We start from the raw sequence: 23262 nt of genomic DNA, 5'->3' as shown, positions 1-23262 counted from the left end.
CCTAAGAGAGAGTCAGAGTTGGTCGAACACAGGCCGCAACCGGGCCCGGGACGCTTCGATATGTGCCTTCATCGCGGCCGCCGCCTCAACCGGGTCACCCTTGCGAACAGCGGCCACGACGGTCTTGTGCTCGCGCAACGCCTTGGTCGCGATCCCGCCGCCGTAGTACAGCCGGAACAGGTGCAGGTGACAGTGCGTGCGCGCGAAGGACTGCCGAGCTGTCTCGTTGCCCGACAGCTCCAGCACCAGGTCGTGGAACCGCTGATCGTGCGCGGCCATCGCCTTGTAACTGTCGTAGTCAGGACGATCCGGTACGTCGGTGTAGCTCAGCATCTCGTCCTTCAACCGAGCCATGTCCTCGGCTCCGGTCCGCTCAGCCGCCCGGCCGGCCGCCCACGGCTCGATGTGCAGCCGGTACTCGAACAGGTCCTCGAACTCCTCGCGAGTCAGCCGCGAAGACACCCGATACCCCCGCAGCGGCTCCTTGATCACCAGCCCGTCCGACTCCAGCCGGGCCAGCGACTCGCGGATCGGCGTCTGGGAGATACCCAGCTCGCGGGTCAGCGCGTCGATGTTCAGCCGGGTGCCCGGCTCGACCACGCTGTCCATGATCAGGCCCTTGACGGTCTCGTAGACGTCGTCGCTCAGCACCTGCCGTTGAGGCAGCCGGGCGAGCTGCCCCGCCAGACCCACATGCGCATCTGTCACAGTCGCTCCTCCCGAAGCCCCATCATGCCCGACCGGCGGTGTGCACAGTCGTTATGACGACAAGTCTTGACGCCACCAGTGTGAAGCGGCAGCATCAGCTACGCAATATCCTATAGGATCTTTGAGGAGCCAGCCCCATGACCGTCCACTCGATCTACCGGAAAACCGCCGCCGGGCTGGCCGTCGTTGCGCTGGCCGCAACCGGCTGCAGCACCAAGAGCTCCAACGACGCCACCGGCACCTCCGGAGACGATGCTTCCACCGGTACTTCGAGCGGCCCGGTCGAGCTCAAGGACGGTTCGAGCGTCAAGCTTGCCCTCATCCCCGGTGGCGCGCACCCCTATTTCCAGCCCTGGAAGACCACCGCCGAGCAGGACAAGACCGATTTCAAGCTCGGTGGTGTGACGTTCAACGAAACCGGCGAGTGGGACCAGGGCAAGCAGAACAACGTGATCAACTCGCTGGCCGCCCAGGGCTACAACGCGTTCGGCATCTTCGGGGTGTCGCCGACCGACATCAACTCCACCTTCGAGGACCTGAAGTCGAAGGGCTTCGCGGTCGGCTCGCTGGCCTCCTGCCCGGCCGGTGACACCAACTCGGCCGACTTCTGCCTGTCCACCGACGTCGAGGCAGCGGCGTACAAGGCGACCAAGGCGACGATCGAGGCGATCGGCGGCGAAGGCACGATCGTGCACCTGACCGGCAACAACGTCGACTCGAACACCCAGCGCCGGATCGCCGGCGTCAAGAAGGCCATCGCCGAGACCAACGGCAAGGTGACCGAGCTGCCGGTGATCACCGACATCGACAAGGACCTGCAGACCGCGCAGAAGGCGGTCGCCGACCTGCTTGCGTCGAAGGGCAAGGAGATCAAGGGCATCGTCACCACCGCCTACAACCCGGCCGTGGCCGCCGCCGACGGGGTTGCCAGCAGCAAGCTCCCGATCAAGGTGGTCGCGATCGACGACGACGCCAAGATCCTGTCCGGGATCAAGTCCGGCGGCGTCGCCGCGACGGTCACCCAGAACCCGGTCGGCCAGGCGTACGTCGGCGGCTGGCTGCTCGCCCTGCTCGGCTCCAAGCAGTGCACGATGAAGACCCCCGGCGTGATCGTCGACTCCGGCTCGTTCGTCGTCACCAAGGCCAACGTCGACACGTACGACGCCGAGCGCAAGGCCAAGACGACCGAGCTGCAGAAGGACTTCGCAGCCCAGCTGAGCTGCAAGTGACCGGAGTGCACACCTTGCCCAAGACAACCATCAGTCGCGCCGAGGCGTTCCTGGTCGATCTCGAGGTGGAGACCGTCCGGACCGACGCGGTCCAGGCGTTCCTCAAGCAGGAGACCGTCTTCGTCGAGCTGGAGACCACCGACGGGTACGTCGGGCTGGGCTACTCCTACACGATCGGTACCGGCGGTACCGCCGTCCTCGCGATGCTGCGCGACCACCTCCTGCCCCGGCTGATCGGTGCCGACGCCCGCAACGTGGAGGCGATCTGGTTCGACCTGTTCGCCTCCACCCGGGCGACCACGGTCGGCGCGATCACCTCGCTCGCGCTGGCCTCCGTCGACACCGCCCTGTGGGATCTGCGCTGCCGCCGCGCCGACGAGCCGCTCTGGCGTCTCGCGGGCGGGTTCCGCCAGCGCGTCCCGCTCTACGACACCGAGGGCGGGTGGCTGCACCTGACCACGGACCAGCTCGTCGCCGGCGCGCTCGAGTCGCAGAAGGCCGGCTGGCCCGGGGTCAAGCTCAAGGTGGGCAAGCCGCGGGTCCACGAGGACCTCCAGCGGCTGTCGGCGGTACGGGACGCCGTCGGGCCGGCGCTCGACATCATGGTCGACGCCAACCAGTCGATGACGTACGCCGAGGCGAAGCGCCGGGCCCGCGCCTTCGAGCCGCTCGACCTGAGCTGGTTCGAGGAGCCGTTGCCTGCCGACGACCTGACCGGGCACGTCCGGCTGGCCGAGTCGACCTCGATCCCGATCGCGGTCGGCGAGTCGATGTACTCGATCTCGCAGTTCCGCGAGTACGTCGCCTCGGGCGCGGCCGGCATCGTCCAGGTCGACGTCGCCCGGGTCGGCGGCATCACCCCCTGGCTGAAGGTGGCGCATCTGGCCGAGACCTTCAACCTCGAGGTCTGCCCGCACTTCCTGATGGAGCTCCACGTCAGCCTGACGGCGGCGGTACCGAACGGCCGGTACGTCGAACACATCCCGCAACTGCGCGCGATCACGAAGTCCGAGATGGAGATCACCGACGGGCACGCCGTCGCACCGGACGAACCGGGTCTCGGGATCGACTGGGACCGCGACGCCATCGACGACCGGCGGGTCTCGTGAGCGCACCCGTCTCGGAGACGGCCACCGCCGCCCTGCAGGAGCCGGACGCGCCGGTCGAGCAGCCGCGCGGCGGACGTACTCCGTGGTGGGCCAACCAGCGGATCGGCCTGCTGATCCTGGTCGTGGCCCTGTCCGCGCTCTTCGGGATCCTGCGCCCGGCGTTCTTCAACCAGCAACTCGTCGTCTTCCCGCTGCTGCGCGACATCGCGATGTTCACCGTGGTCGGTCTGGCACAGATGTGCGTGCTGTCGATCGGCCACATGAACCTCGCGGTCGGCCGGATGGCGGCCTTCTCGATGATGATCACCGGCATCTCGTACGACCTGTGGCACTTCAGCCTGTACGCCGGACTGCTGGTCGGCCTGGTCGCCGGTACTGCGATCGGCGCCCTCGCCGGTTGGGTGATCGCCCGGACCGGCGTCAACTCCTTCGTCGTCACGCTCGCGCTCGACTTCCTCCTGCTCGGCCTGATCCCACTCGTCTACACGGGGCTGACCGACAACGCGGCCTTCGTCACCAAGCCCCCGGGCATGCGCGAGCTGCGCAACTACTCGCTGGCGGACGTCTGCATCGGCAACGTCTGCGGATCGCCCGCCGTACCGCAGCTGGCGATGTTCGCCGTGATCGCGATGGTCGTGGTCGGCTGGATCTACAGCCGGACCAAGCTCGGTCGCGAGCTCTTGATGACCGGTACGTCGGTGAAGGCGGCCGAGTTGTCGGGTATCCCGACCGCTCGGCGCGTGATCACGGCGCACGCGATGTCGGGCTGCCTCGCGGCGCTGGCGGGCTTCATGCTCGCGGTGAGCACCGGGTCGATCAAGGCGACGATCGGCGAGGAGTTCATGCTGCCGTCGTTCCTCGGCCCGATCCTCGGCGGGACGTTGCTGGCCGGCGGCTTCATCTCGGTCTGGGGCACGTTGCTCGGTACCGCGCTGACCTCGGTGATCCGGAAAGGCCTTGATCTGTTGGGCGTCGGGCTCGAGAGCCTGAACATCTACCTCGGCCTGATCCTGCTCGTCGCCTTGTCGACCGACCGGTTCCGAACAGTGCTGTCCGATCGGCAGGGGGTGAAGGAGCGATGAAGTCCCTGCTGAGATTCGCGCGGACCACCGAGATGACGCTGCTGGTGATCGGCGTGGTGTTCTTCGTCTTCCTGGTGATCGCTTCGCACGGTGATCTGCTCGAGGCGAATTCACTGCGAGTGCTGCTTCAGTTCCTTGCGGTGCCGGTGCTGATCGGATTGGCTCAGATGGTGGTCCTCGCCGTGGGTCAACTCAACCTCGCCGTCGGTGCCGTCGGCGGGTTCGCCGCGTGCGCGATGGGCGTACTGATGGCCGACCACGGCGTGCCGGTCCCGCTCGCGCTGCTGATCGGCTTCCTGCTCGCTTCGCTGGCCGGCCTGGCCAACGGTCTGCTCGTCGTGCTCACCCGGATCAACGGCTTCATCGTCACGCTGGCCACGATGACCGTGCTGCTCGGCGTCCAGTACCGGCTCGTCGGCACCCGCACCGTCGACGCGTATCCCCAAGGCCTGAAGAGCTTCGGCTCGTACGCCGTGTTCGGGGTGCTCCCGTTGATCTTCCTGGTCGCGTTGGCGGTGGCCGGACTACTGGCGCTGATGCTGCGCCGGACCGTGCCGGGGCGACAACTTCTCGCCTCGGGCGGAAACCCCATCGCCGCCAGGCTTTCCGGGATCTCCAACGACCGCTCCGTGATCATCGCGCACACCCTGTCCGGCGCGATCCTCGGCGTCGCGGCGATCCTCACCATCGCGTCCTCGCCCGGAGTGAACAAGAGCATCGGCGGCGACTGGCTGCTGCCGAGCTTCGCCGCGCCGATCATCGGTGGCGCCCTGCTGACCGGTGGTTCGGCGGTCGTGCTCGGCACGGTGCTGGCCGCCTTCATCGTGCGCTTCGTCGACACCGCCCGGGCCGAGTTCTCACTCGAACCGAGCTGGGTGAACTTCGTCGTCGGCACCGTCGTGCTCGGCTCGGTCGTGCTCGGTCAGGTGCGGACCCGTCGGCAAGAGCGAAGAACCGTTGTCAAAGCGCCGGACGCGGCCGTGGCCGGAGGTGTGTCATGACGCTGTTCGAAGCCTCCGAGGTGGACAAGCTGTTCCCGGGTGTCCGGGCGCTCGACGGCGTGACGCTGAAGCTCGAAGCGGGTTCGGTGCACGCGTTGCTGGGTGAGAACGGCGCCGGCAAGTCGACGCTGATCAAGGTGATCACCGGCCTGTACAAGCCGGACGGCGGGCGCTTGCTGCTCGACGGACGGCCGGTGGCCTTCGGGTCGCCGCACGAGTCGGCGTCGGCCGGCATCGGCGTGGTGCACCAGGAGCGCAACCTGATCCCGGGCTTCACGGTCGGGGAGAACATCCTGCTCCAGAAGCTGCCGACCTCCCGCGGGCTGGTGGACCGCGGCCGGATCCGGTCCGAGGCCAAGCGCTGGCTGGCGGAGCTGGACCTCGACCTCGATCCGGACCTCCCGGTGACAGAGCTGTCCGTTGCTCAAGCACAGCTGGTCGAGATCGCGAAGGCCTTGTCGGTGGAGAGCCGGGTGCTGCTGCTCGACGAGCCGACCGCCTCGATCACGCCCAACGAGGCCGAGCGGCTCTTCCGGGTGGTCGCGAAGCTGAAGAACGACGGCCGGTCGGTGCTGTTCGTCAGCCACAAGCTCGAAGAGGTCTTCCAGATCTGCGACACGGTGACCGTGCTGCGGGACGGCTCGTCGGTGCTCGAGTCGGGCGCGTTGTCCGACCTGACACGCGACCAGGTCGTCGACCTGATGGTCGGTCGCGTGCACGAGGCCCTTACGCTGCCGCCGCGCACAGTCCCCGACGCGGCGCCTTTGCTGGAGCTCTCGGGAGTCGGTACTGCGACCGGCCACGCGGATGTGGATCTGTCCGTCCGGCCGGGTGAGATCGTCGGGCTCTACGGACTCGTCGGAGCCGGCCGGAGCGAGCTGGCCAAGGCGTTGCTCGGGCTGGACCGGATCACCGCGGGCGAAGTACGGGTGCGTGGTGAGGCGGTGCGGATCCGGAACGTGCGGGACGCGCTGAAGAACCACAAGATCGGGTACGTCACCGAGAACCGCAAGGAGGAGGGCGTCTTCCTCGAGCAGTCGGTCAGCCGCAACATCGCGGTCACCGTCTGGGACCGGCTGCTGAAGCGGCTCGGGCGGATCCCGGGGTTGTCCTACGTGCCGAAGAAGGCGGAGTCGGCGCTGGTCGCCGACTACGTCGAGCAGCTCGGGATCCGGATCGCGTCGGCCGAGCAACTGGCCGGCACGCTCTCGGGCGGCAACCAGCAGAAGGTGTCGCTGGCCAAGTGGCTGGCGGCGAAGACCGAGATCCTGATCATCGACGAGCCGACAGTGGGCATCGACGTACGGACCAAGGATGCCTTCCACACCTTGATCTGGGATCTCGCGGCCAACGGGCTGGCGATCCTGTTGATCACCTCGGACCTGCCGGAGATGATCACGCTGGCCGATCGCGTCGTGGTGATGCGCGACCACCGGGTCCGCGGCGAGGTCGCCAACGACCACGACTACGACACGATGAGTCAGCAGGTGATCCGCCTGATCCACGCGGAAGCCCCGGCACCGGCATGACGGCGAGGGAAGCCGGCGCGGCCGGCGGAGCAATCGGAGCGAGCGCGGCTGTCGGAGCGAGCGCGGCGGGTGGAGCGGGCTGGGCGATGGACTGGAGTGGGTTGTGAGCGGGCGGGTTGATGCACACCACCATGTGTGGGATCTGAATGTTCGGGAGCAGACCTGGATGGTCGGGCCGGAGCTGGATCCGGTTCGGCGGAACTTCTCGATCGACGACCTCGCTCCGCTTGCCGCGGAGGCCGGCGTGACCGCGACCGTGCTGGTGCAGACGGTGGGAGTGGCGGCCGAGACGCCGGAGTTCCTGGAAGTTGCTGCTAGCAACGACTTGGTGGCCGGTGTGGTCGGCTGGGTGGATCTCACGGCGGCAGATGTCGCGGACGCGCTGGCGGGGCTGAGGCAACGGCCGGACGGCGAGTGGCTGAAAGGCATCCGGCATCAGGTGCACGACGAACCGGATGAGCGGTGGCTGTGCCGCGACGACGTACGGGCCGGTCTCACCGCGATCGCGGACGCCGGTCTGGTCTACGACCTGCTGACGAAGACTCCCCATCTTCCGGCGGCTCTGGAGACAGTGGAAGCACTTCCGCAGCTGTCCTTCGTGGTCGACCACATCTCCAAGCCGGTGATCGGCGGCGACCTGGAGCCCTGGGCGAGCGGCATCCGAGCCCTCGCAGCCCACCCCAACGTCACTTGCAAACTCTCCGGCATGGTCACCGAGGCGTCCTGGACCGACTGGAAGGTCTCCGACCTCCAGCCCTACGTCGACGTTGTACTCGACGCCTTCACCCCCGACCGGGTCATGTTCGGCTCCGACTGGCCCGTCTGCCTCCTGGCCGCGTCGTACCCAGAGGTGGTCCAAGCCGCAGAAGACCTGACCTCCACCCTCACCGCCACCGAACGCGAAGCCATCTTCGCCACCACCGCCCGCCGCACCTACAACCTCACCTGACGGCGCCCCTGTCCCCAAGGACGAGCGGGAGCACCCAACGGGCGGAATGGTGGGAACGCAACCTCGCCCCCAACGGCCCCCGCCCGACCGGCTCTTGGTTGCTGGTAGCAACGGCGACTCCCAGCGCACGCACAACTCCTCAGGCAAACGATTGCCTCGGCGCGTCGAGGCCGTTCGTAGGGGTTATGCGTGCGCTGCGCTCCGCCGGCGGTGCTGCGGCACGGGGTAGCAGCTGCGTTGGTCGGCTGGTGCCGCGCGGCACGATCCACAGTCCGTCTGAGTTCGGCTAGGGGAGCCGGATGAAGTCTTCGGTTGCCTTGGTGGTGACTGCTGCCAGGGCGGCGGCGTCTTGGGGACGGCCGCCGGTGGTGGTTTCGAAGAGGGGGTGCGGGTTGGTGTCCAGGGAGACGAAGCGGTCGATGACCAGGCGTGGGCCGCGGGTGGGGTCCGTGTAGGTGTAGGTGAGGGTCTCGTGGTGGAAGACCATGCCCTGGTAGCTGTGCTCGGCAGCTGGGGTGCTGCCGGTGGTGCGGGCGATCAGGTGGAAGTCCGCGACAGACGCCTTGATCAGGGCGTACCGGTCGTCGGTGGCGGTCTTGAGGAGCTGGTCGTTCTCGGTGGCGTCGACCCGCAGGTTCCACAAGCCGTTGGGGCTGGTGAACTTGGCCTCCAACGGCGTCAGCTTCACCTTCTTCCAGCCCGTCGGAGCCAAGATGCCGATGTAGGCCTTGGTCGTCGAATCACCCCAGCTCTGACGCCGGTAGCGGACCTGTGCCGCCTTCAACGCCGGCACCTTGCCGACCGGCTTGGACTGAGTGGCCGCGGGCTTCTTCACCGCCGGTGCCCCGCCGACGTCGCTCCAGGCACCATCAGACGAAGAATGCGAGCGAGCCACAGCAGCGGTGGCCAGACCGCCGGTAGCGAGGACGGCGACAGCTGCGCCGATCGCGGTTGCGCGGGTGAACATGCCCGTTGGACGCCGATCCAATGCCAGAAGTTCAGTCCCGCGGGAACTCCACTCGGACGCCGAGCAGCCGTACCGGCCGGCGCAGTTCGAACTTCTCCAGCAGGACGAGCGCGGCCGCCGCGACCACCTCCGGATCCTGCGTGATGTCAGGCAGCTTCCGGCTCTTGATCGGCGTGAAGAACGACGTGAACCGCACCTTCACCGCGATCCGCTGAACGCTCCGCCCCTCCGCGACCACCTCACGAGTGACAGCTAAGGCAATCCGCCGCAACTCCTCGGCGACCTCCTCAAATGTGACCAGATCGGTCGCGAACGTCTCCTCATGACTGCGCGACACCGGCTCACGCGGTACGTCGGTCACCTCGGTGTCCCCGAGCCCACGCCCGAGCGACAGATACCATGCGCCCATCCGCGGACCGAACCGCTTCGTCAGCACGTCGAGGTCGGCCGCCGCGAGGTCGGCAACGGTGAAAAGCCCTAATTCGTTGAGGTTCTGCGACATCCGGCTGCCGATACCCCACAGCTCACGGACCGGCCGATGCGCCATCACCTCGACCCAGTTCTCCGCCGTCAGCCGATAGACGCCCTCACCGCTCCCGCTGTCCCGCTTACCGAAACCGGTCGCCAGCTTGGCCCGCACCTTGTTGTCGCCGATCCCGATCGAACACGCCAACCCAGTCCGTTCCAGTACTGCGGCCCGCAACGCCCCAGCCAACTCCTCCGGATCATCCGTCGACGCACCGACGAAGCACTCGTCCCACCCCCACACCTCGACGATCACCGGAAACTCCCGCAGCGTCCCCATCACCTCGGCCGACGCGGCGTCGTACGCGGCCGGATCGGTCGGCAGGAACACCGCCTCCGGACACTTCTTGAAAGCGGCCCGCAACGGCATCCCCGAGTGCACGCCGAACTCGCGCGCCTCGTATGACGCGGTAGCGACCACCTGGCGTGCCTGGGTGGGATCACCCGATCCACCGACCACGACCGGCAGCCCGCGCAGCTCAGGCCGGCGCCGGATCTCGACGGCGGCGATGAACTGGTCCATGTCGACGTGCAGCAACCACCAGCCCGGTGCGGTGCTCATACCCCAGAGGTATCACAGACGGCAGAACAGGTCTTGGACTACGGAGCGCGACGAACGGAGGCTGGAGAGGACAGAAAGGCACACAGATGAAGGTATTTCTGACCGGCGGCTCCGGCTACATCGGCCGCGCGACGATCGAGGCGCTGCTCCGGCACGGCCACGAGGTGACCTCGCTGGCCCGCAGCGACCAGGCCGTCGACACGGTCACCGCGCTGGGCGCCAAGGCAGTCGTTGGTGACCTGACGGATCTCGACGTACTCCGTACCGCCGCAGCGGCTGCTGATGGGGTCATTCACCTCGGCGCCGTCAACAGCCCAGAGGGAGCCACCATCGACCTGGCCGCCGCCGAGGCGATGCTCGAAGGGCTCGGCGGGCGTGGAGCGTACGTGCATACGGGCGGTGTCTGGGTGTACGGCGACACCGATGGCGTGATCGACGAGACGGCCGAGATGAACCCGCCGGCGATCACGGCCTGGCGGTTGGACAACGAGGCGAAGGTGCTGGCGACGGCGACGAGCGGATCGCGGCCGGTGCTGGTGATGCCCGGGCTCGTCTACGGGCGGTCGGCCGGGTTGATCGAGGCGTTCTTCGTCGAGCCGGCGCGCGCGACTGGCGCAGTACCGGTGATCGATGACGGGGTGAACCACACGACGCTCGTCCATGTCGAGGACATCGCCGAGTTGTATGTGCTGGCGCTGGATGCTCCGGCTGGGGCGCTGTATCTGGGGGTCGCGCAGAACGTGCCGTTCAAGGAGTTGGCTCCGGCGCTGGCCGAGGCTGCTGGCCGGCCGGGGAGCTTCGAGCCCTTGACGGCGGCTGAGGCGGCCGAGCGGATGGGGCCGATCGCCGAGGCCTACACGCTCGACCAGCGGATGAGCGGCGACCGCGCCAAGCGCGAACTCGGTTGGTCGCCGAAGCATCTCGACGCAGTCACCGACCTGGCCAAGGGCCGTTAGAGCTCCTTGCGCATTTCCTGGGTGACGACGACGTAGCCGAGGGAGTCGTACAGGCCGGTGGCGACCTTGTTGCTGCCGAAGACGTTCAGGGCGAGGTGGGTGTAGCCGCGGCGGCGGCACTCTTCCTCGCCGGCCAGCATGATCGCCCGGCCGTACCCCTTGCCGCGCTGCTCGGCGAGCACCTCGACCAGGTAGATGAACGGGGTCGTCTTCTGGGTGCCGATCCACAGGCTGCCGACCGGCTCGTCGTCGTGGCAGGCCAGCCAGACCAGCTGGTTCTCGGTCTCCAGCCCATCGGTGAGCAGCGCGCCGAACTCCTGATAGGCGGCCTCCAGCGCGGCCGCCGGATCGAGATCGCGGGCGGGGCCGATGTCGGTGGCGTAGTCCTCGCAACCACGGGTCATCCAGTCGGCGTACTCGGCGGCGGTCGGCGGCCGGAGAGTGATGGACGGTGTGCTCATCTGGCGAACATACCGCCGCGGCAGGTCGCCGTACGGAGAGCGGACATCCTCGGGCTTCATCGCTCAAGGTCACCGGGTGGTGACCCTGGGTGCGATAGCCTCGCGCTCGATAGTTGCCACCGGCTCCTGTCCGGCGCGGGGCCGCCGCTGCGCCTGCCGGCGCCGGCGAACCCCCAGGAGGATGTGTGCGCTTCGAACCCGCACGGACGACGGCCATCGGGGTCTTGAGTCTCGCGGTACTGACCGGGCTCGGCCAGCTGCCGCAGTCCGTCGCCGGCCCGGCTCCGGCCGACGGTGATGCCCCCAGCGGACCGGCCGCGGTCAAGGCCGGACCGGACGAACTACCCAACGCTCTCGAGGACAAGCGCCGTGACCTGCGCGAACGTGCCCTGACCAATGTGCTGAACGGCTCGGCGAAGGTCGAGCAGCGCGGCGCCAGCAAGGTGGTCAGGGTCGGCCGGCAGATCGACGTACCGGCGACCAGTGGTCAGGACAAGCTCGCGGCCAAGCGCAAGGACCAGTACGTCGAGTTGGCGCGCGAGAAGACGGACAAGATCTTCGTGATCCTGGCCGAGTTCGGCAACAAGCGGCACCCGGACTTCCCGGACAAGGACACCGACCCGAACACGGACGGGCCGCTCACCTACGACGGCCCGCTGCACAACGCGATCCCGGCGCCGGACCGGAGTACCGACAACTCCACTGTCTGGCAGGCCGACTACTCACCTGACCACTATCGCCAGCTGTACTTCGGCAAGGGCGACTCGGTGAAGACGTACTACGAGAAGCAGTCGTCGGGCCGGTACAGCGTCGACGGCACCGTCTCGGACTGGGTGAAGGTGCCCTACAACGAGGCGCGGTACGGGCGGAGCAACGGCGTCCCCTGCGACGACAACATCTGCGGCAACACCTGGAACCTGATCAGCGACGCCGTCGGGCAGTGGGTCAAGGGCCAGGAAGCGGCCGGCAAGACCGACGCGCAGATCAAGTCCACGCTGGCCTCGTACGACCAGTGGGACCGCTACGACTACGACGGCGACGGCAACTTCAACGAGCCGGACGGCTACATCGACCACTTCCAGATCGTGCACGCCGGTGGCGACCAGGCCGACGGCGACCCGCATCAGGGCGAGGACGCGATCTGGTCGCACCGCTGGTACGCGTTCAGCAACCACACCAGCGGGCCGTCGGCGAACAAGCTCGGCGGCACCCAGATCGGCAGCACCGGGCTGTGGATCGGCGACTACACGATCCAGCCGGAGAACGGCGGGCTGAGCGTCTTCGCGCACGAGTACGGTCACGACCTCGGGCTGCCGGACCACTACGACACCTCCGGCAAGCCGAGCCAGAACCCGGTGAACTGGTGGAGCGTGATGTCGCAGTCCCGCTCGGGCTCCAAGGGCGACCTCGGCATCGGGCTGAAGCCACAGGATCTCGGTACCTGGGACAAGCTGCAGCTGGGCTGGCTCGACTACGAGACAGTGAAGGCCGGGCAGACCAAGACCATTGACCTCGGGCCGCACGAGTACAACTCGAAGCGGGCGCAGGGCGTTGTCGTCGTACTGCCGAAGAAGAAGGTGACGACGCAACTGGTCAAGCCTGTCACCGGTACCAAGTCGTGGTGGAGCGGTACGGGCGACAAGCTGTCGAACACGTTGACCCGCAAGGTGACTCTCCCGGCCGGCAAGGCGTCGCTGGCGTTCCAGGCGAACTGGAAGATCGAGGACTGTGGCGCGGACGCGTGCGACTACGCGTACGTCGAGGTGAACGACGGCTCGGGCTGGAAGGCCATCCCGGGCAGCATCACCAAGGCGGCCGAGGCGAACGGGATCGACGGCGACAGCTTGGGGTGGCAGCCGGCTTCGTTCGATCTGTCGGCCTTTGCGGGGAAGACGATCGACCTGCGGTTCCGGTATGCGACCGACGCCGCGACGCATGAGCTGGGCTTCTTCGCCGACGACGTCAAGCTGGTGGCGGGCGGCAAGACGCTGCTCTCCGACGGCGCCGAGAGCGGCGTGAATGGTTGGACCGCGGTTGGGTTCGAACCGTCCGGTGAGTCGGTGACGCGGGATTACGACAACTACTACCTGGCATCGAACTACACGTACAACTCGTTCAACCGGTACCTGCAGTACGGCCCGTACAACTTCGTCGGGGCGCCGCGGCCGAACTGGGTCGAGCACTACCCGTACCAGGACGGGCTGCTGGTGTCGTACTGGGACACCTCGCAGAACAACAACGAGACGGCCGTTCACCCCGGTGAGGGGCAGTGGCTGCCGATCGATGCGAACCCGGAACCGCGGGTGCGGCTCGACGGCACGTACTGGCGGGGCACGGTGCAGAGCTACGACTCGACCTTCGGGTTGCAGAAGTCGGACTCGTTCAACCTCACCGTGGCCGGCAAGAAGAACTACGTGCGCGGCCAGGACGCGGTGCCGACCTTCGACGACCGGTTGAACTTCTGGACGTCGAAGATCCCGTCGTACGGCGTGAAGGTGCCGCATGCCGGGGTGAAGATCCGGGTGATGAGCCAGCTCGGCACGTCGATGCGGATCGTGGTCTCGAAGTAGCCCACGTTTGAGGGCGGGTACCTGGTCGGGTGCGGGCGGCTATGCAGACAGCCGCGCGAAACCCGACCAGGTACGAGGTGTCTGTGATGGCTGAGCAACGTTGGATCGCCCAGTGAGGCGGAAGCCGCCGGCTGGGGCGGTCACCAAGGCGCCGGAAGGCCTGCCTTCCGCGATGATCGAGAACTGGGAATGGCAGGATCACGCCGCTTGTCAGGGCGTGAACCCCGAGCTGTTCTTCGCCGCCGAATCCGAGCGGGGCCTGCGAAAACGCGCCCGCGAACTCGTCGCCAAGTCGCTCTGCGGCACCTGCCCGGTCCGCCGCGAATGCGCCGACCATGCGGCCGTCGTCGGCGAGATGTACGGCGTCTGGGGCGGCATCACCGAGGAAGAACGCGAACCCGCCTTCCACGGCCGCCACCACTAGCCCGTCTCAGTCGAACAACTCGTCGAAGAACGACTTCTTCTTCTTACGCTGCGGATACTGCTGGTACCGCTTGTCCTCGTACCGCTTGTCTTCATACCGAGGAGCCTGCTGGTGCACAGGCTGAGGCCCGTTGTAGGCGACCTCCGCGTCGACCAGCTTCTCCAACTCGCCGCGATCCAGAAAGATCCCACGGCACTCCGTGCACTGGTCGACGGTGACGCCGCTGCGCTCATACGTACGCATCGAACCACGGCACTTCGGACAGGTCAGGGTCTCCATCTGAGAACTCTAGGTGACGAAAACCCCGAAACCCCGCCCGTTAAGGGACTTCTTAGGAAGCACCGGGCCGGCTGAGCCGATCCACTCCGCCAACTCCCTGCTCGGTCAGATGTTCCCGCCCCGCAGGGGCTTCGTAGGGCTCCGGCCAGAAGTCGGTCACCCGGACGATGAGCCCACGCGCCAGCTCGAGGTACACGAGCCCGACCATCTCCTCCTCACCGACCGTGAAGTTCATCGACCCGGCGGCGCTCTCACCGTCGACGATCAGCCGGCTCACGCTGAGCCGCCAATCGCCCGGATACTCACGGTTGAAGCGGACCAGCCGCTCCCGCCCGACGATCCGCTCCGCGGTCTGCGGCAGCTCGTACACGACGTCCTCGGCCAGCACCGCGCCGAAAGCGTCCCAGTCCCGCGCGGCCATCGTGTCGAAGTACCGCCGGACGATCGCCCGGCTCTGCTCGGTACCAGTCATGTCGGCGACGGTAGATGCCGCCGCCGACAATTCTGGATGGTCAGCTGAACTTGCTGATGAAGTTGGCGAGGATGGGGCCGGCTGCTTTGCCGCCGGAGACGCCGCCTTCGACGATGACGGCGAAGGCCACGTCGCCTCGGTAGCCGACCATCCAGCCGTTGGTGATGACCTTGCCGTTGGCGACGACCTCGGCGGTGCCGGTCTTGGCGGCGGCGCTGCCGTAGGGGGCCAGGGCGTGCGCGGTGCCGCCGGTGACGGTGGTGCGCATGAAGGTGCGGAGGGCCGCGACGGTTGCTGCGGGCAACGGGCTGGCGGCGGCGCCGGCCGGGTCCTTGCCGGGGACGAGCACCGGCTTGAGCGCAGTACCGTGCTGGACCGCGCCGGCGACCAGCGCCATCGCCAGCGGGCTGGCCGTGACGGTGCCCTGGCCGATCATCGAGGCGGCCTCGGCGACGTCGTCCTTGGGAGCCGGTACCTCACCGCCGTACGCCGGAACCGAAAGCTTCAGGTCCTGGCCGATGCCGAACATCGCCGCCGCCTTCGTCATCCCGTCCGACTTGAGCCGGGCGTGCTGGGAGATGAACGCGGTGTTGCAGGACTCGTTGAACGCCTTCTGCATCGGGCCGTTGCCGTACGCCGCGAGCCCGTCGTAGTTCTTGAAGGTCTTGCCGAAGACGTTGATCGTGTTGGTGCACGGCAGCGGCGTGTTGACCGTCAGCCCGCTGCCGAGCAGCGCGGCCGAGGTGACGATCTTGAACGTCGAGCCCGGCGCGTACCGGCCGAGGAAGGCGCGGTTGTAGTTCGTCGCGGTCGGACCGTTCGCCGCGGCCAGGATCTGCCCGGTCGACGGCTGGATCGCGACCAGCGAGGCGGGCAGCTTGCTCGTCGCCAGCGCGGCCTCGGCGAACCGTTGCAGCTTCGGGTCGATGGTGGTCTTCACCGGCGTACCGGGCTTGCCCTGCTGGGAGAAGACCGTCTTGATGGTCAGCTTGGTCTTGCCGTCGCGCAAGGTGACGGTGCCGCCCGGCGTACCGGCGAGTTGCTGCTGGTACGAGTACTGCAGGCCCGTCGTACCGACCTGGTCGACGGCCGACGCTGTCGGGCCGGCGTTCTTCAACGTCTCCTCGGTCGCCGTCTTCATCGTGCCGAGCAGCGAGCGGGCGAACGTCGGGCTCTCCGCGAGCGACTGCGTGCCGCCCATCGTGAGCACGCCGGGCAACTTGCCGAAGGTCGGCGCGAGCGCCTGCCACTCGTTCATCCGGATCGTGATCGCGTCCACGAACTGACCGGCCGGCGCCGCGATCGCGCGCGCCTTCAGCTTGGCGCCGTCGACGTCGAGCTTGGCCTTGAAAGCAGCGTACGTCGCCGCGGTCGCGACGTTGCCGGAGGCAACTCCGACGATGACGACCTGGCGGTTCGCGGTCAGCGGCTGGCCGTTGCGGTCGAGGATCGACGCGCGGGCCGGCAGCGCGCGGACGCGCTTCAGGTAGTTCGACTCACCCAGCCCCGGGTAGATGGTGTCGCCGGAGGCCTTGATCTTCCAGGCGTCACCGGTCTTCACGGCGGCGGCCGTGCTCGTCCACTTCATCGTGCCGATGCCGCGCAGGACGGCCTCGACGGCGAGATCCTGGGTGCAGTTGTTGTCGTCGGAGCACTTCGGGTCGCCTTGCGGCGTGACCGTGACGGACTGTGCGACCAGCGCGGAGTCGACCTCGTCCAGGCGCTTGCCGAAGGTGGCCGGCGTGTCGGTGAGCGCGGCGGCCGCGTCGGGCTTGCCGTCCGGCGCCCACGCCTTGACCCAGGCGGCGGCGAAGTTCTTGACCACCTCCGCGGAGGCCTGCTTCTCGTTGTTGGGGTCTGGCTTGCCCCCGCTGTCCGACTTGCTGTCGGTACAACCAGCGGTGACGAGGACGGCACTCAGACAGACGATGGCAGCAGTTCGCTTCACGTTCTCAACTCTCGCACGGCGACGGGTACACACCTGGAACAGTCTTCGGCGTGTGGCCAGCCTGCCACGAGAGGGAAAATACTCACGCGGGCACCGGCCATACCTCCGTACGACGCGCGGCTGCCGCTACTAGTTGGCTCCCGGCGTCAGCCGAGCCGTCAGCCGAATCGTCAGCCCAGCTGGATGACGGCGAAGCGGGCTCCTTCGGGGTCGGCCAGGACGGCCATCCGGCCGAAGTCGGTTTCCAGTGGTTCGCCGAGGATTTCCCCGCCTGATGTGATGGCCTGGTCGACCGTCTGGTCGGTACTGGACGCAGCGAAGTACGGGAGCCAGTGCGGCGGCGTACCGGCCGGGAAGTCGGGGCGGAGCTCGCCGGTGCCCGCGACGGGCTTGTCGGCCGCGTACAGGGCGGCGTACCGGTTGTCACCGCCGATCTCCTCTGCCCGATAGCCGAACACGGCGGTGTAGAACGCCCTGGCCGTCTCGAAGTCCTCGCTGAGCGCCTCGCTCCAGACGAGCATGCCGGGATCGGTACTGCGTTCGGTGCCGATGTGTTCGGCGGCCTGCCACAGCCCGAAGATCGCGCCGTTCGGGTCGGCGGCGATCGCCATCCGTCCGTGCGTCTCGACCTCGCGGGTAAGCAGCTCGGTGCCCTCGTGCGCCGTCACCGCGTCGAGCGTGCGGTCTAGGTGATCGGTTGCCAGGTAGGTGGTCCAGCGGCTCGGGAGGTGCTCGGTGCCTGGCTGCTTGGGGCCGATGCCGCCCACATCCGAGCCGTCCAGCTTGCAGACCCGGTAGTCGCGGGTGCTCTGCTGCTCGCAGCTCCAGCCGAACAGGCCGGCGTAGAAGCGGGCGGCGGCGCACGCGTCGTCGGCGGCGAGGTCCACCCAGTTCGGCGTACCGGGCGGCCACGGAACGCTCCGCTCGAGCATGGGTCCTCCTGCCGGGAATGCGGTGTCCAGAACAGCCCCTTAACCTGCCAGGGACTACCGGCCACGTCGAGGCGATCACGGGGTGTTCGGATAACGGTTCGGTCAAGCCCCGGCGTATCCTGCACGATTGTGACCCGCCTAGCACTGCACAGCCGGCTGATCCCCGGTACCGAAGAGGCCTACGAGCTCGAGCACGCCCGCGTCTGGCCCGAACTGATCACCGTCATGAACCAGGCCGGCATCCACGACTGGAGCATCTGGCGCAGCGGCCGCGACCTGTTCCACCTGGTCGAGTGCGACGACTACGAAGCCGCCGTCGCCCAGCTGTCCAACGACCCGATCGACCGCCGCTGGCAAGACCACATGAGCCAGTTCGTCGAAAGCTTCGCCAAGAACCCGGACGGCGCGGGCGGCCAAGCCCTCCGCCACGTCTGGACCATGAGCGAACAAACCAGCTAGTACGCCGGGGGCAGGTACTCGCCCACGCGCCCTGCGCTGCTCGCTCCTTCGTCGCTCTCTGCTCCGGTCGCTCCCACCCACCCCTGACCCGGACTCCGGCGTTGGCTCGGGCGCGGCCGGCCTCGTCGCTCCCCGCCTCGGCTGGCCTGGCCGGTATGGCGCAGTCTTCCGGGGTTGGCGCCTTGGCCTTGGGTGCGGGTGCGGGTGCGGGTGCGGGTGCGGGTGCGGGTGCGGGTGTGGTGGGGATCTGCTCGCGTTGGCTGGTGACGGGCGGGGAGTGTCTGTGGGCGGTGGTAGGAATGCTGGATGGGTGAGGGTGGCTGGCGGGTTAGTGGGGTTGGGTGGGTGGATGGGGTTGCCCAGCTGGAGTGGGTTGTGGATGGGCGGGATGTCAGCCGTCGTAGCCCGCTGGCGCTTGGGAGTGAGTTGGGGTTTGGGTTTGTGGGGGAGCGGCGGTGTGTGGGGTTTTGGCGGGCCGGGCGGCGGTTGGGGTGCTCGACGCGGACGGTGTTGGCGGCGGGTGGGCGTAGTGGGCAGTGCGTGGACTGTCAGGGGATGGAGCGGGCCAACTCGGTGGCGGCTGATACCCGGCTGGACGATCCTCGGCCGTACAACGTCTATCTGGCTCATCACGGGAGCGTGATCAAGGTCGGGATCACGGCGGTCGAGCGGGGTGAGGCTCGGTTGCTGGAGCAGGGGGCGTTGGCGTCCGTGATGATTTCGGCGGGGAGTCTGGTGGGGGCCCGGCGGGTGGAGATGACGCTGGGGGCGACGTTGGGGCTGCCGGATCGGGTCGGGATCAGCCGGAAGAGGGCTGCGCGGGTGCAGCCGGGGAGCGCGGCGGAGCGTCGTACCGGGCTCTTGGAGGTGGTTGAGCGGGCAGCGGCAGTGGACTGGCCTGAGGGGCAGGTTCGGTGTGAGGCTCGGGTCAGCGATCACGTTGCGCGGTACGGGCTGCCCGAGGGTGGACTGCATACCGACGTGGCGATGACTGAGCCGGTGGCAGGTGGGGTGATCGCCGGGCGGATCATCTGCGCGATCGGAAGTGACCTGTACGCCGAAACGCCCGCCGGACTGCTCTTGCTCGATACCCACCTGCTGGCCGGTTGGACGCTCGAGCGGGCACCCGCCGATGCCGAACTCACCGTCCCGTTGGAGAAACTCGAACCAGCGCCGCGGCGAGACGACCAGGAGGCGCTGTTCTGAGCAGTGCGAGACTGGGCGCATGAGTGTCGAGATCCATCGTGCCGACGACCGGTTCCGCACGCGGAGCGACTGGCTGGACTCGCGACACTCCTTCTCCTTCGGCCCGTACTACGATCCTGCGAACGTCGGCTTCGGCCTGCTGATGGTCCACAACGACGAGGTAGTTGCCCCCGGCACTGGATTCGACACGCATCCGCATCAGGACGTGGAGATCGTCACCTGGGTACTACGGGGAGCCCTGCTCCACCAGGATTCGGAGGGCCACAGCGGCATCATCTACCCCGGCCTGGTCCAGCGCATGAGCGCGGGCAGCGGCATTCTCCACTCCGAACGCAACGACGCCGAAGAACCCGTCCGGTACGTGCAAATGTGGGTCCGCCCAGGCGAGTACGACCTCACGCCGTCGTACCAGCAAGCGGAAGTCAGCCCGGTCGGCGAGCTCGTGCCGATCGCCTCCGGTCTGCCGAAGCACAAGGCCACCACAGCCATCACCATCAACCAACCGCGAGCCGGCCTCTCCGTTGCCCGGCTCGCCCCCGGTGACGCGATCCAGTTACCGCAGGCGCCTCGCGCACACCTATTTGTTGCTACAGGCAACGTCATGCTGGAGGATGTCGCGCTCGGCCCGGCCGACGCGGCACGCGTGACGCAAGCCGACGGTCAACGCGTGATCGCCGGCCCGCAAGGCGCCGAGGTGCTCCTCTGGGAGATGACCGACTAGTAGTAGCCCTTGCCGCCGTCGAGCAGCTCCCGGATGGTGTCCAGGTGCCCGACATGCCGGGCCGTTTCCTCGAGCATGTGGAGAAGCATCCAGCGCAGCGTCGCCTGCGAGGCCTTGAAGTCCGGGTGTTTGCCGGTGTCGTCGAGGGAGTGGGCCGCGACGATCTCGTTCGACTTGGCGCACTGGGCCTCGAAGTCGTCGAGCAGCGTCGACAGCACGACGCCGGGGACCATCATGTCGAGGTCTTCGGGCTCCTCGCGGAACTGCGGGTTGTCGGCATGCGACTCACCCAGGAACAGCACGTTGAACCAGCAGTGCTCGGTCCAGCGCATATGCGAGACCAGCCCAGCCACCGTCATCAACGGCGAGGTCGGTAGTACCGACCGCTGCTCGTCCGCCGCAGCCAGCCCCTCGCACTTCCACCGGACCAGCGCCCGCTGCTGATCCAGCCAGCCGACCAGCAGAGTCCGCTCATCCGCCACATACGGCGGCCGCTCCCGAGACATCGTCATAGGCCCGGACGCTAGCGCCTCGACCTGACCGCCGCACGTGATTAACCCCGGAAAGCACCCACGCCGAGCCTTCCCGCGCGCGGACCGGGCGGCTACAGTCCGGCCAACTCGTTCCGCCCACGCCGCCGTCCCGGCGGCGAGAATGACAGGGGTGATCGGCTGTGAAGATCGTCAGGATTCTGGCCGTGGTGGGGCTGTTGGCCGCTGGGCTGTTCGCCGGTGCCACGCCGGCCGCGGCCAACGGAAACTACTACTTGACGTCGGCGATCTCGCCGTTCCCGAGTGGCTGGGGTAGCGCCGAGGGATCGGTCGATTTCACCGGGAAGCACAAGGTGTTTCAGCAGGGCTACGCCCAGGACCACTGTGCCGGCGACGGTTCCGGTGACGGGTACGGCGTGTATGTCCGGTCGAGGGTGATCTGGGGGAACGGCGCGTACTCGGAGTGGTCGCCGTGGCAGGGGGACTCGTCCGGATGTGCGGATCACACGGAGGGTTTCGTCAGCTCCGGGTTCTCGAACCCGGACAGGAACATCCTGCGGATGGAGGTTCAGCTGTGCCTTCGGGACGTCCAGCGCAACGACGTGATCAACTGCGACCTCGCTTCGTTCCGTAACCAGTACATCTGACCTCCACAAAAACGGGACTCCGGCCGCTCGGTGGGCGGTCGGAGTCCCTATCAGGGAGGTGCTCCGCCGTCCCCGGGGGGGATAGGGACGACGGAGATCGGGGGGTCAGCCGGTCGGGTTTCCGTTGTCGGAGCCGAGGGTGGCCTTGACCTGCTGGGATTTGCCTGCGCGGGTGAGGGTGATGGTCACCTCATCGCCCGGGCGGTGCGAACGGACCGCGGCGACCAACGCGTCCCCTGACGCGATCACCTTGCCGTCGATCGCGGTGACCACGTCACCGGTCTTCAGGCCGGCCTTGTCCGCCGCACCGCCGGACGTCACCTCGCCGATCGTCGCTCCTTGCTGGAACGCCGCGGAAGACTGCGCGTCGCCGACACCCACTCCGAGCCGTGCATGTGTGGCCTTGCCCTTGGCCACCAGCTCGTCGATGATCGGCTTGGCCTGGTCGATCGGGATTGCGAAGCCCAGGCCGATGTTGCCGCCTTCGGATTGTCCCGATCCTCCGGCGGTCTTGATCGCGCTGTTGATTCCGACCACTTGGCCGGCGAGGTCGATCAGTGCGCCGCCTGAGTTACCAGGGTTGATGGCGGCGTCTGTCTGGATTGCTGGGAAGACTGTCGTACTGTCCTGCTGCTCGTCGCCCGAGGTGACCGGCCGGTTGAGCGCGGAGACGATCCCGCTGGTCACGGTCGCCTCCAGCCCGAACGGCGAACCGATCGCGACGACGCCCTGGCCGACACCGAGGGTGCCGCTCTTGCCGAGCACGGCCGGGGTGAGGTCGTTGGCCTCCGCCCGGATCACCGCGAGGTCGGTCAGCGGGTCGGTGCCCACGATCGTCGCGTTCATCGTCCGGCCGTCGTTCAGCATCACCTGGATCTTGCCGCCGTTGCCGGCGCCCGCCACCACGTGGTTGTTGGTGACGATCAGGCCGTCCTTGCTGATCACGATGCCGGACCCGGTGGCCGCACCCTGTGAAGTGGCGACGCCGATCTTCACCACGCTCGGCAGCACCTTGGAGGCCGCGTTCTGCACGGAGCCGTCCGGCGCCGACACCGGCGCGGCCTGGCTGCCGTTGAGCGGAGCGGTCACCGACGGGGCCGAAGTACTGGAGTCGTTCGTAGCCGAGTAGACGGCTGCGGCGCCGACACCCCCGGCTGCACCGACCAGCAACGCGGTGGCTGCCACCAGAGCCAGACCGCGCCGCTTCAGCGGCTTCGGGGGCTCAGACTGGGCCGGTTGCGGGCCGAACGGCCAGTTCGGGCCCGGTGACGCCCCCTGATGCGTCCCGGACATCCCGAACTGCCCGCCCTGTTGGTGAGCAGCACCGCCACCGCCCGTGGGGTGCTGCCCTGGCCACTGTTGCCCACCTTGGGGCGCGTACTGCTGCTGGTGCTGGCCGTAGCCACCCATCGGCAGCTGCTGTGTGCGCTCAGGTGAGCCCGAGCCGTACGTCGGCATCACAGGCTGCTGTGCTTGCTGTGCAGGCTGGTTGCCGAACGTCGAACCCTGCGCCGGAGTGTCGTCACCGGGCTGGTTCTGCGGCTGGGGCGGCTGGTTCTCGGTCATGGGTCAACCTTGGCGGCTGCACCTGAGAACCCGCTGAAGATCCCGTCAGAGCTACCGAAGAACTCCATGAAGATCCGCTGAAGAAACCTTCATCGGAGCCGGAGGGAAGCTCCGCCGGACCTGAACGAAAATCTAACGTGACGGAAGTAGACTTTCGGCGTCAAGGTGGCTAATGTTCCTCATGTCGGCCGGGTAAGTGAGCAAGGCCGACGGAAGACCGCAAGACCGAAGTGGCAGTACGAAGATCACCGAGGAGAAGGAGAGGACGACATCACCAGGATCGCCCGCCGGGGCTGAAGTTCGCCGGGCGGGTACCGCAGTCCCATCGTCGTACGGAGGTGGTTCTCGGTTACGCAGTCAAGCGATCCCCGCTGGATCGGCCGGTACGGCGAACAGCGGTAGCAGAGGCCGGCTCACGAGCTGGTAGTTGGTGAAGAGTCCAAACCCAGGGCCCCGGCGCACAGCGCCG

Annotated in this window: 23 protein-coding genes; 13 read left to right on the top strand and 10 right to left on the bottom strand. The window is 67.6% G+C overall.

What is annotated here, in order from left to right:
- Nucleotides 1-12: 12 nt before the first annotated feature.
- Nucleotides 13-708 (bottom strand): GntR family transcriptional regulator, encoded by a 696-nt coding sequence (locus ABD116_RS37350; protein ID WP_343981977.1) that lies wholly within the window; start codon nucleotides 706-708, stop codon nucleotides 13-15.
- 137 nt (nucleotides 709-845) lie between these two features.
- Between ABD116_RS37350 and ABD116_RS37345 the strand changes: the two genes are divergently transcribed.
- From ABD116_RS37345 to ABD116_RS37320, 6 genes are all read left to right on the top strand, one after another.
- Complete coding sequence (locus ABD116_RS37345; RefSeq protein WP_343981972.1) at nucleotides 846-1937, top strand: sugar ABC transporter substrate-binding protein; 1092 nt, start codon at nucleotides 846-848, stop codon at nucleotides 1935-1937.
- 5 nt (nucleotides 1938-1942) lie between these two features.
- Nucleotides 1943-3046: a mandelate racemase/muconate lactonizing enzyme family protein gene (locus tag ABD116_RS37340; RefSeq protein ID WP_343982256.1), complete on the top strand. Its 1104-nt coding sequence runs from the start codon at nucleotides 1943-1945 to the stop codon at nucleotides 3044-3046.
- Nucleotides 3043-4128 carry an ABC transporter permease gene (locus tag ABD116_RS37335; protein WP_343981969.1) on the top strand — a complete coding sequence of 362 codons (1086 nt, stop codon included), beginning with the start codon at nucleotides 3043-3045 and terminating at the stop codon, nucleotides 4126-4128. The genes ABD116_RS37340 and ABD116_RS37335 overlap by 4 nt, the downstream gene beginning before the upstream one ends.
- Nucleotides 4125-5129, top strand: coding sequence for an ABC transporter permease (locus ABD116_RS37330; RefSeq protein WP_343981966.1), 1005 nt, complete (start codon nucleotides 4125-4127; stop codon nucleotides 5127-5129). Before ABD116_RS37335 ends, ABD116_RS37330 begins: the two co-directional genes overlap by 4 nt.
- Nucleotides 5126-6658 carry a sugar ABC transporter ATP-binding protein gene (locus ABD116_RS37325; RefSeq protein WP_343981963.1) on the top strand — a complete coding sequence of 511 codons (1533 nt, stop codon included), beginning with the start codon at nucleotides 5126-5128 and terminating at the stop codon, nucleotides 6656-6658. Before ABD116_RS37330 ends, ABD116_RS37325 begins: the two co-directional genes overlap by 4 nt.
- A gap of 103 nt (nucleotides 6659-6761) precedes the next feature.
- Nucleotides 6762-7607 carry an amidohydrolase family protein gene (locus ABD116_RS37320; RefSeq protein ID WP_343981960.1) on the top strand — a complete coding sequence of 282 codons (846 nt, stop codon included), beginning with the start codon at nucleotides 6762-6764 and terminating at the stop codon, nucleotides 7605-7607.
- Nucleotides 7608-7893: 286 nt separating this feature from the next.
- On the opposite strand, the gene ABD116_RS37315 is transcribed toward ABD116_RS37320, so the two are convergent.
- Together ABD116_RS37315 and ABD116_RS37310 are read right to left on the bottom strand one after the other, a co-directional pair.
- Complete coding sequence (locus tag ABD116_RS37315) at nucleotides 7894-8574, bottom strand: hypothetical protein (RefSeq protein ID WP_343981957.1); 681 nt, start codon at nucleotides 8572-8574, stop codon at nucleotides 7894-7896.
- Nucleotides 8575-8605: 31 nt separating this feature from the next.
- Nucleotides 8606-9661, bottom strand: a complete 1056-nt coding sequence (locus ABD116_RS37310) for a DNA polymerase IV (protein WP_343981954.1) — start codon at nucleotides 9659-9661, stop codon at nucleotides 8606-8608.
- Between the two features lie 86 nt (nucleotides 9662-9747).
- On the opposite strand from ABD116_RS37310, the gene ABD116_RS37305 reads away from it, so the two are divergent.
- Complete coding sequence (locus tag ABD116_RS37305) at nucleotides 9748-10617, top strand: NAD-dependent epimerase/dehydratase family protein (RefSeq protein ID WP_343981951.1); 870 nt, start codon at nucleotides 9748-9750, stop codon at nucleotides 10615-10617.
- Here the strand turns inward: ABD116_RS37305 and ABD116_RS37300 are convergent.
- Entirely contained in the window at nucleotides 10614-11078 is a 465-nt protein-coding gene (locus tag ABD116_RS37300) for a GNAT family N-acetyltransferase (protein ID WP_343981948.1), read from the bottom strand. The two genes, ABD116_RS37305 and ABD116_RS37300, sit on opposite strands and share 4 nt — an antisense overlap.
- A gap of 185 nt (nucleotides 11079-11263) precedes the next feature.
- On the opposite strand from ABD116_RS37300, the gene ABD116_RS37295 reads away from it, so the two are divergent.
- Entirely contained in the window at nucleotides 11264-13648 is a 2385-nt protein-coding gene (locus ABD116_RS37295; RefSeq protein ID WP_343981945.1) for an immune inhibitor A domain-containing protein, read from the top strand.
- A gap of 112 nt (nucleotides 13649-13760) precedes the next feature.
- Nucleotides 13761-14072, top strand: coding sequence for a WhiB family transcriptional regulator (locus ABD116_RS37290; RefSeq protein ID WP_425552233.1), 312 nt, complete (start codon nucleotides 13761-13763; stop codon nucleotides 14070-14072).
- Between the two features lie 6 nt (nucleotides 14073-14078).
- On the opposite strand, the gene ABD116_RS37285 is transcribed toward ABD116_RS37290, so the two are convergent.
- The 4 genes from ABD116_RS37285 to ABD116_RS37270 all read right to left on the bottom strand — a co-directional run bounded on the left by ABD116_RS37285 (nucleotide 14079) and on the right by ABD116_RS37270 (nucleotide 17703).
- Nucleotides 14079-14351: a TFIIB-type zinc ribbon-containing protein gene (locus tag ABD116_RS37285; protein ID WP_343981942.1), complete on the bottom strand. Its 273-nt coding sequence runs from the start codon at nucleotides 14349-14351 to the stop codon at nucleotides 14079-14081.
- 52 nt (nucleotides 14352-14403) lie between these two features.
- A complete protein-coding gene (locus ABD116_RS37280) occupies nucleotides 14404-14823 on the bottom strand; it encodes a nuclear transport factor 2 family protein (protein WP_343981939.1) in 420 nt (139 codons plus the stop codon).
- A gap of 40 nt (nucleotides 14824-14863) precedes the next feature.
- The gene (locus ABD116_RS37275) at nucleotides 14864-16771 is read right to left on the bottom strand and encodes a penicillin-binding transpeptidase domain-containing protein (RefSeq protein ID WP_343981936.1); all 1908 of its coding nucleotides are present in this window, start codon (nucleotides 16769-16771) and stop codon (nucleotides 14864-14866) included.
- 170 nt (nucleotides 16772-16941) lie between these two features.
- Nucleotides 16942-17703, bottom strand: coding sequence for a VOC family protein (locus ABD116_RS37270; protein ID WP_343981934.1), 762 nt, complete (start codon nucleotides 17701-17703; stop codon nucleotides 16942-16944).
- A 129-nt stretch (nucleotides 17704-17832) separates the two neighbouring features.
- Between ABD116_RS37270 and ABD116_RS37265 the strand changes: the two genes are divergently transcribed.
- From ABD116_RS37265 to ABD116_RS37255, 3 genes are all read left to right on the top strand, one after another.
- Nucleotides 17833-18162 carry an L-rhamnose mutarotase gene (locus ABD116_RS37265; RefSeq protein ID WP_343981931.1) on the top strand — a complete coding sequence of 110 codons (330 nt, stop codon included), beginning with the start codon at nucleotides 17833-17835 and terminating at the stop codon, nucleotides 18160-18162.
- A gap of 306 nt (nucleotides 18163-18468) precedes the next feature.
- Nucleotides 18469-19368, top strand: coding sequence for a DUF2797 domain-containing protein (locus ABD116_RS37260; RefSeq protein ID WP_343981928.1), 900 nt, complete (start codon nucleotides 18469-18471; stop codon nucleotides 19366-19368).
- A gap of 19 nt (nucleotides 19369-19387) precedes the next feature.
- Complete coding sequence (locus tag ABD116_RS37255; RefSeq protein WP_343981925.1) at nucleotides 19388-20089, top strand: pirin family protein; 702 nt, start codon at nucleotides 19388-19390, stop codon at nucleotides 20087-20089.
- Here ABD116_RS37255 and ABD116_RS37250 read toward each other — a convergent pair.
- Entirely contained in the window at nucleotides 20086-20601 is a 516-nt protein-coding gene (locus ABD116_RS37250) for a DinB family protein (RefSeq protein WP_343981922.1), read from the bottom strand. The two genes, ABD116_RS37255 and ABD116_RS37250, sit on opposite strands and share 4 nt — an antisense overlap.
- 161 nt (nucleotides 20602-20762) lie before the next feature.
- Between ABD116_RS37250 and ABD116_RS37245 the strand changes: the two genes are divergently transcribed.
- The gene (locus tag ABD116_RS37245) at nucleotides 20763-21227 is read left to right on the top strand and encodes a hypothetical protein (protein WP_343981920.1); all 465 of its coding nucleotides are present in this window, start codon (nucleotides 20763-20765) and stop codon (nucleotides 21225-21227) included.
- A gap of 105 nt (nucleotides 21228-21332) precedes the next feature.
- Here ABD116_RS37245 and ABD116_RS37240 read toward each other — a convergent pair whose 3' ends face one another.
- Nucleotides 21333-22793, bottom strand: coding sequence for a S1C family serine protease (locus tag ABD116_RS37240; protein ID WP_343981917.1), 1461 nt, complete (start codon nucleotides 22791-22793; stop codon nucleotides 21333-21335).
- Between the last annotated feature and the right edge of the window lie 469 nt (nucleotides 22794-23262).

This window comes from Kribbella koreensis (assembly GCF_039525325.1).
GTDB lineage: Bacteria > Actinomycetota > Actinomycetes > Propionibacteriales > Kribbellaceae > Kribbella > Kribbella koreensis.
Note: the sequence above shows the minus strand (reverse complement) of the source record. Positions and strands in the feature narration are given on the sequence as shown.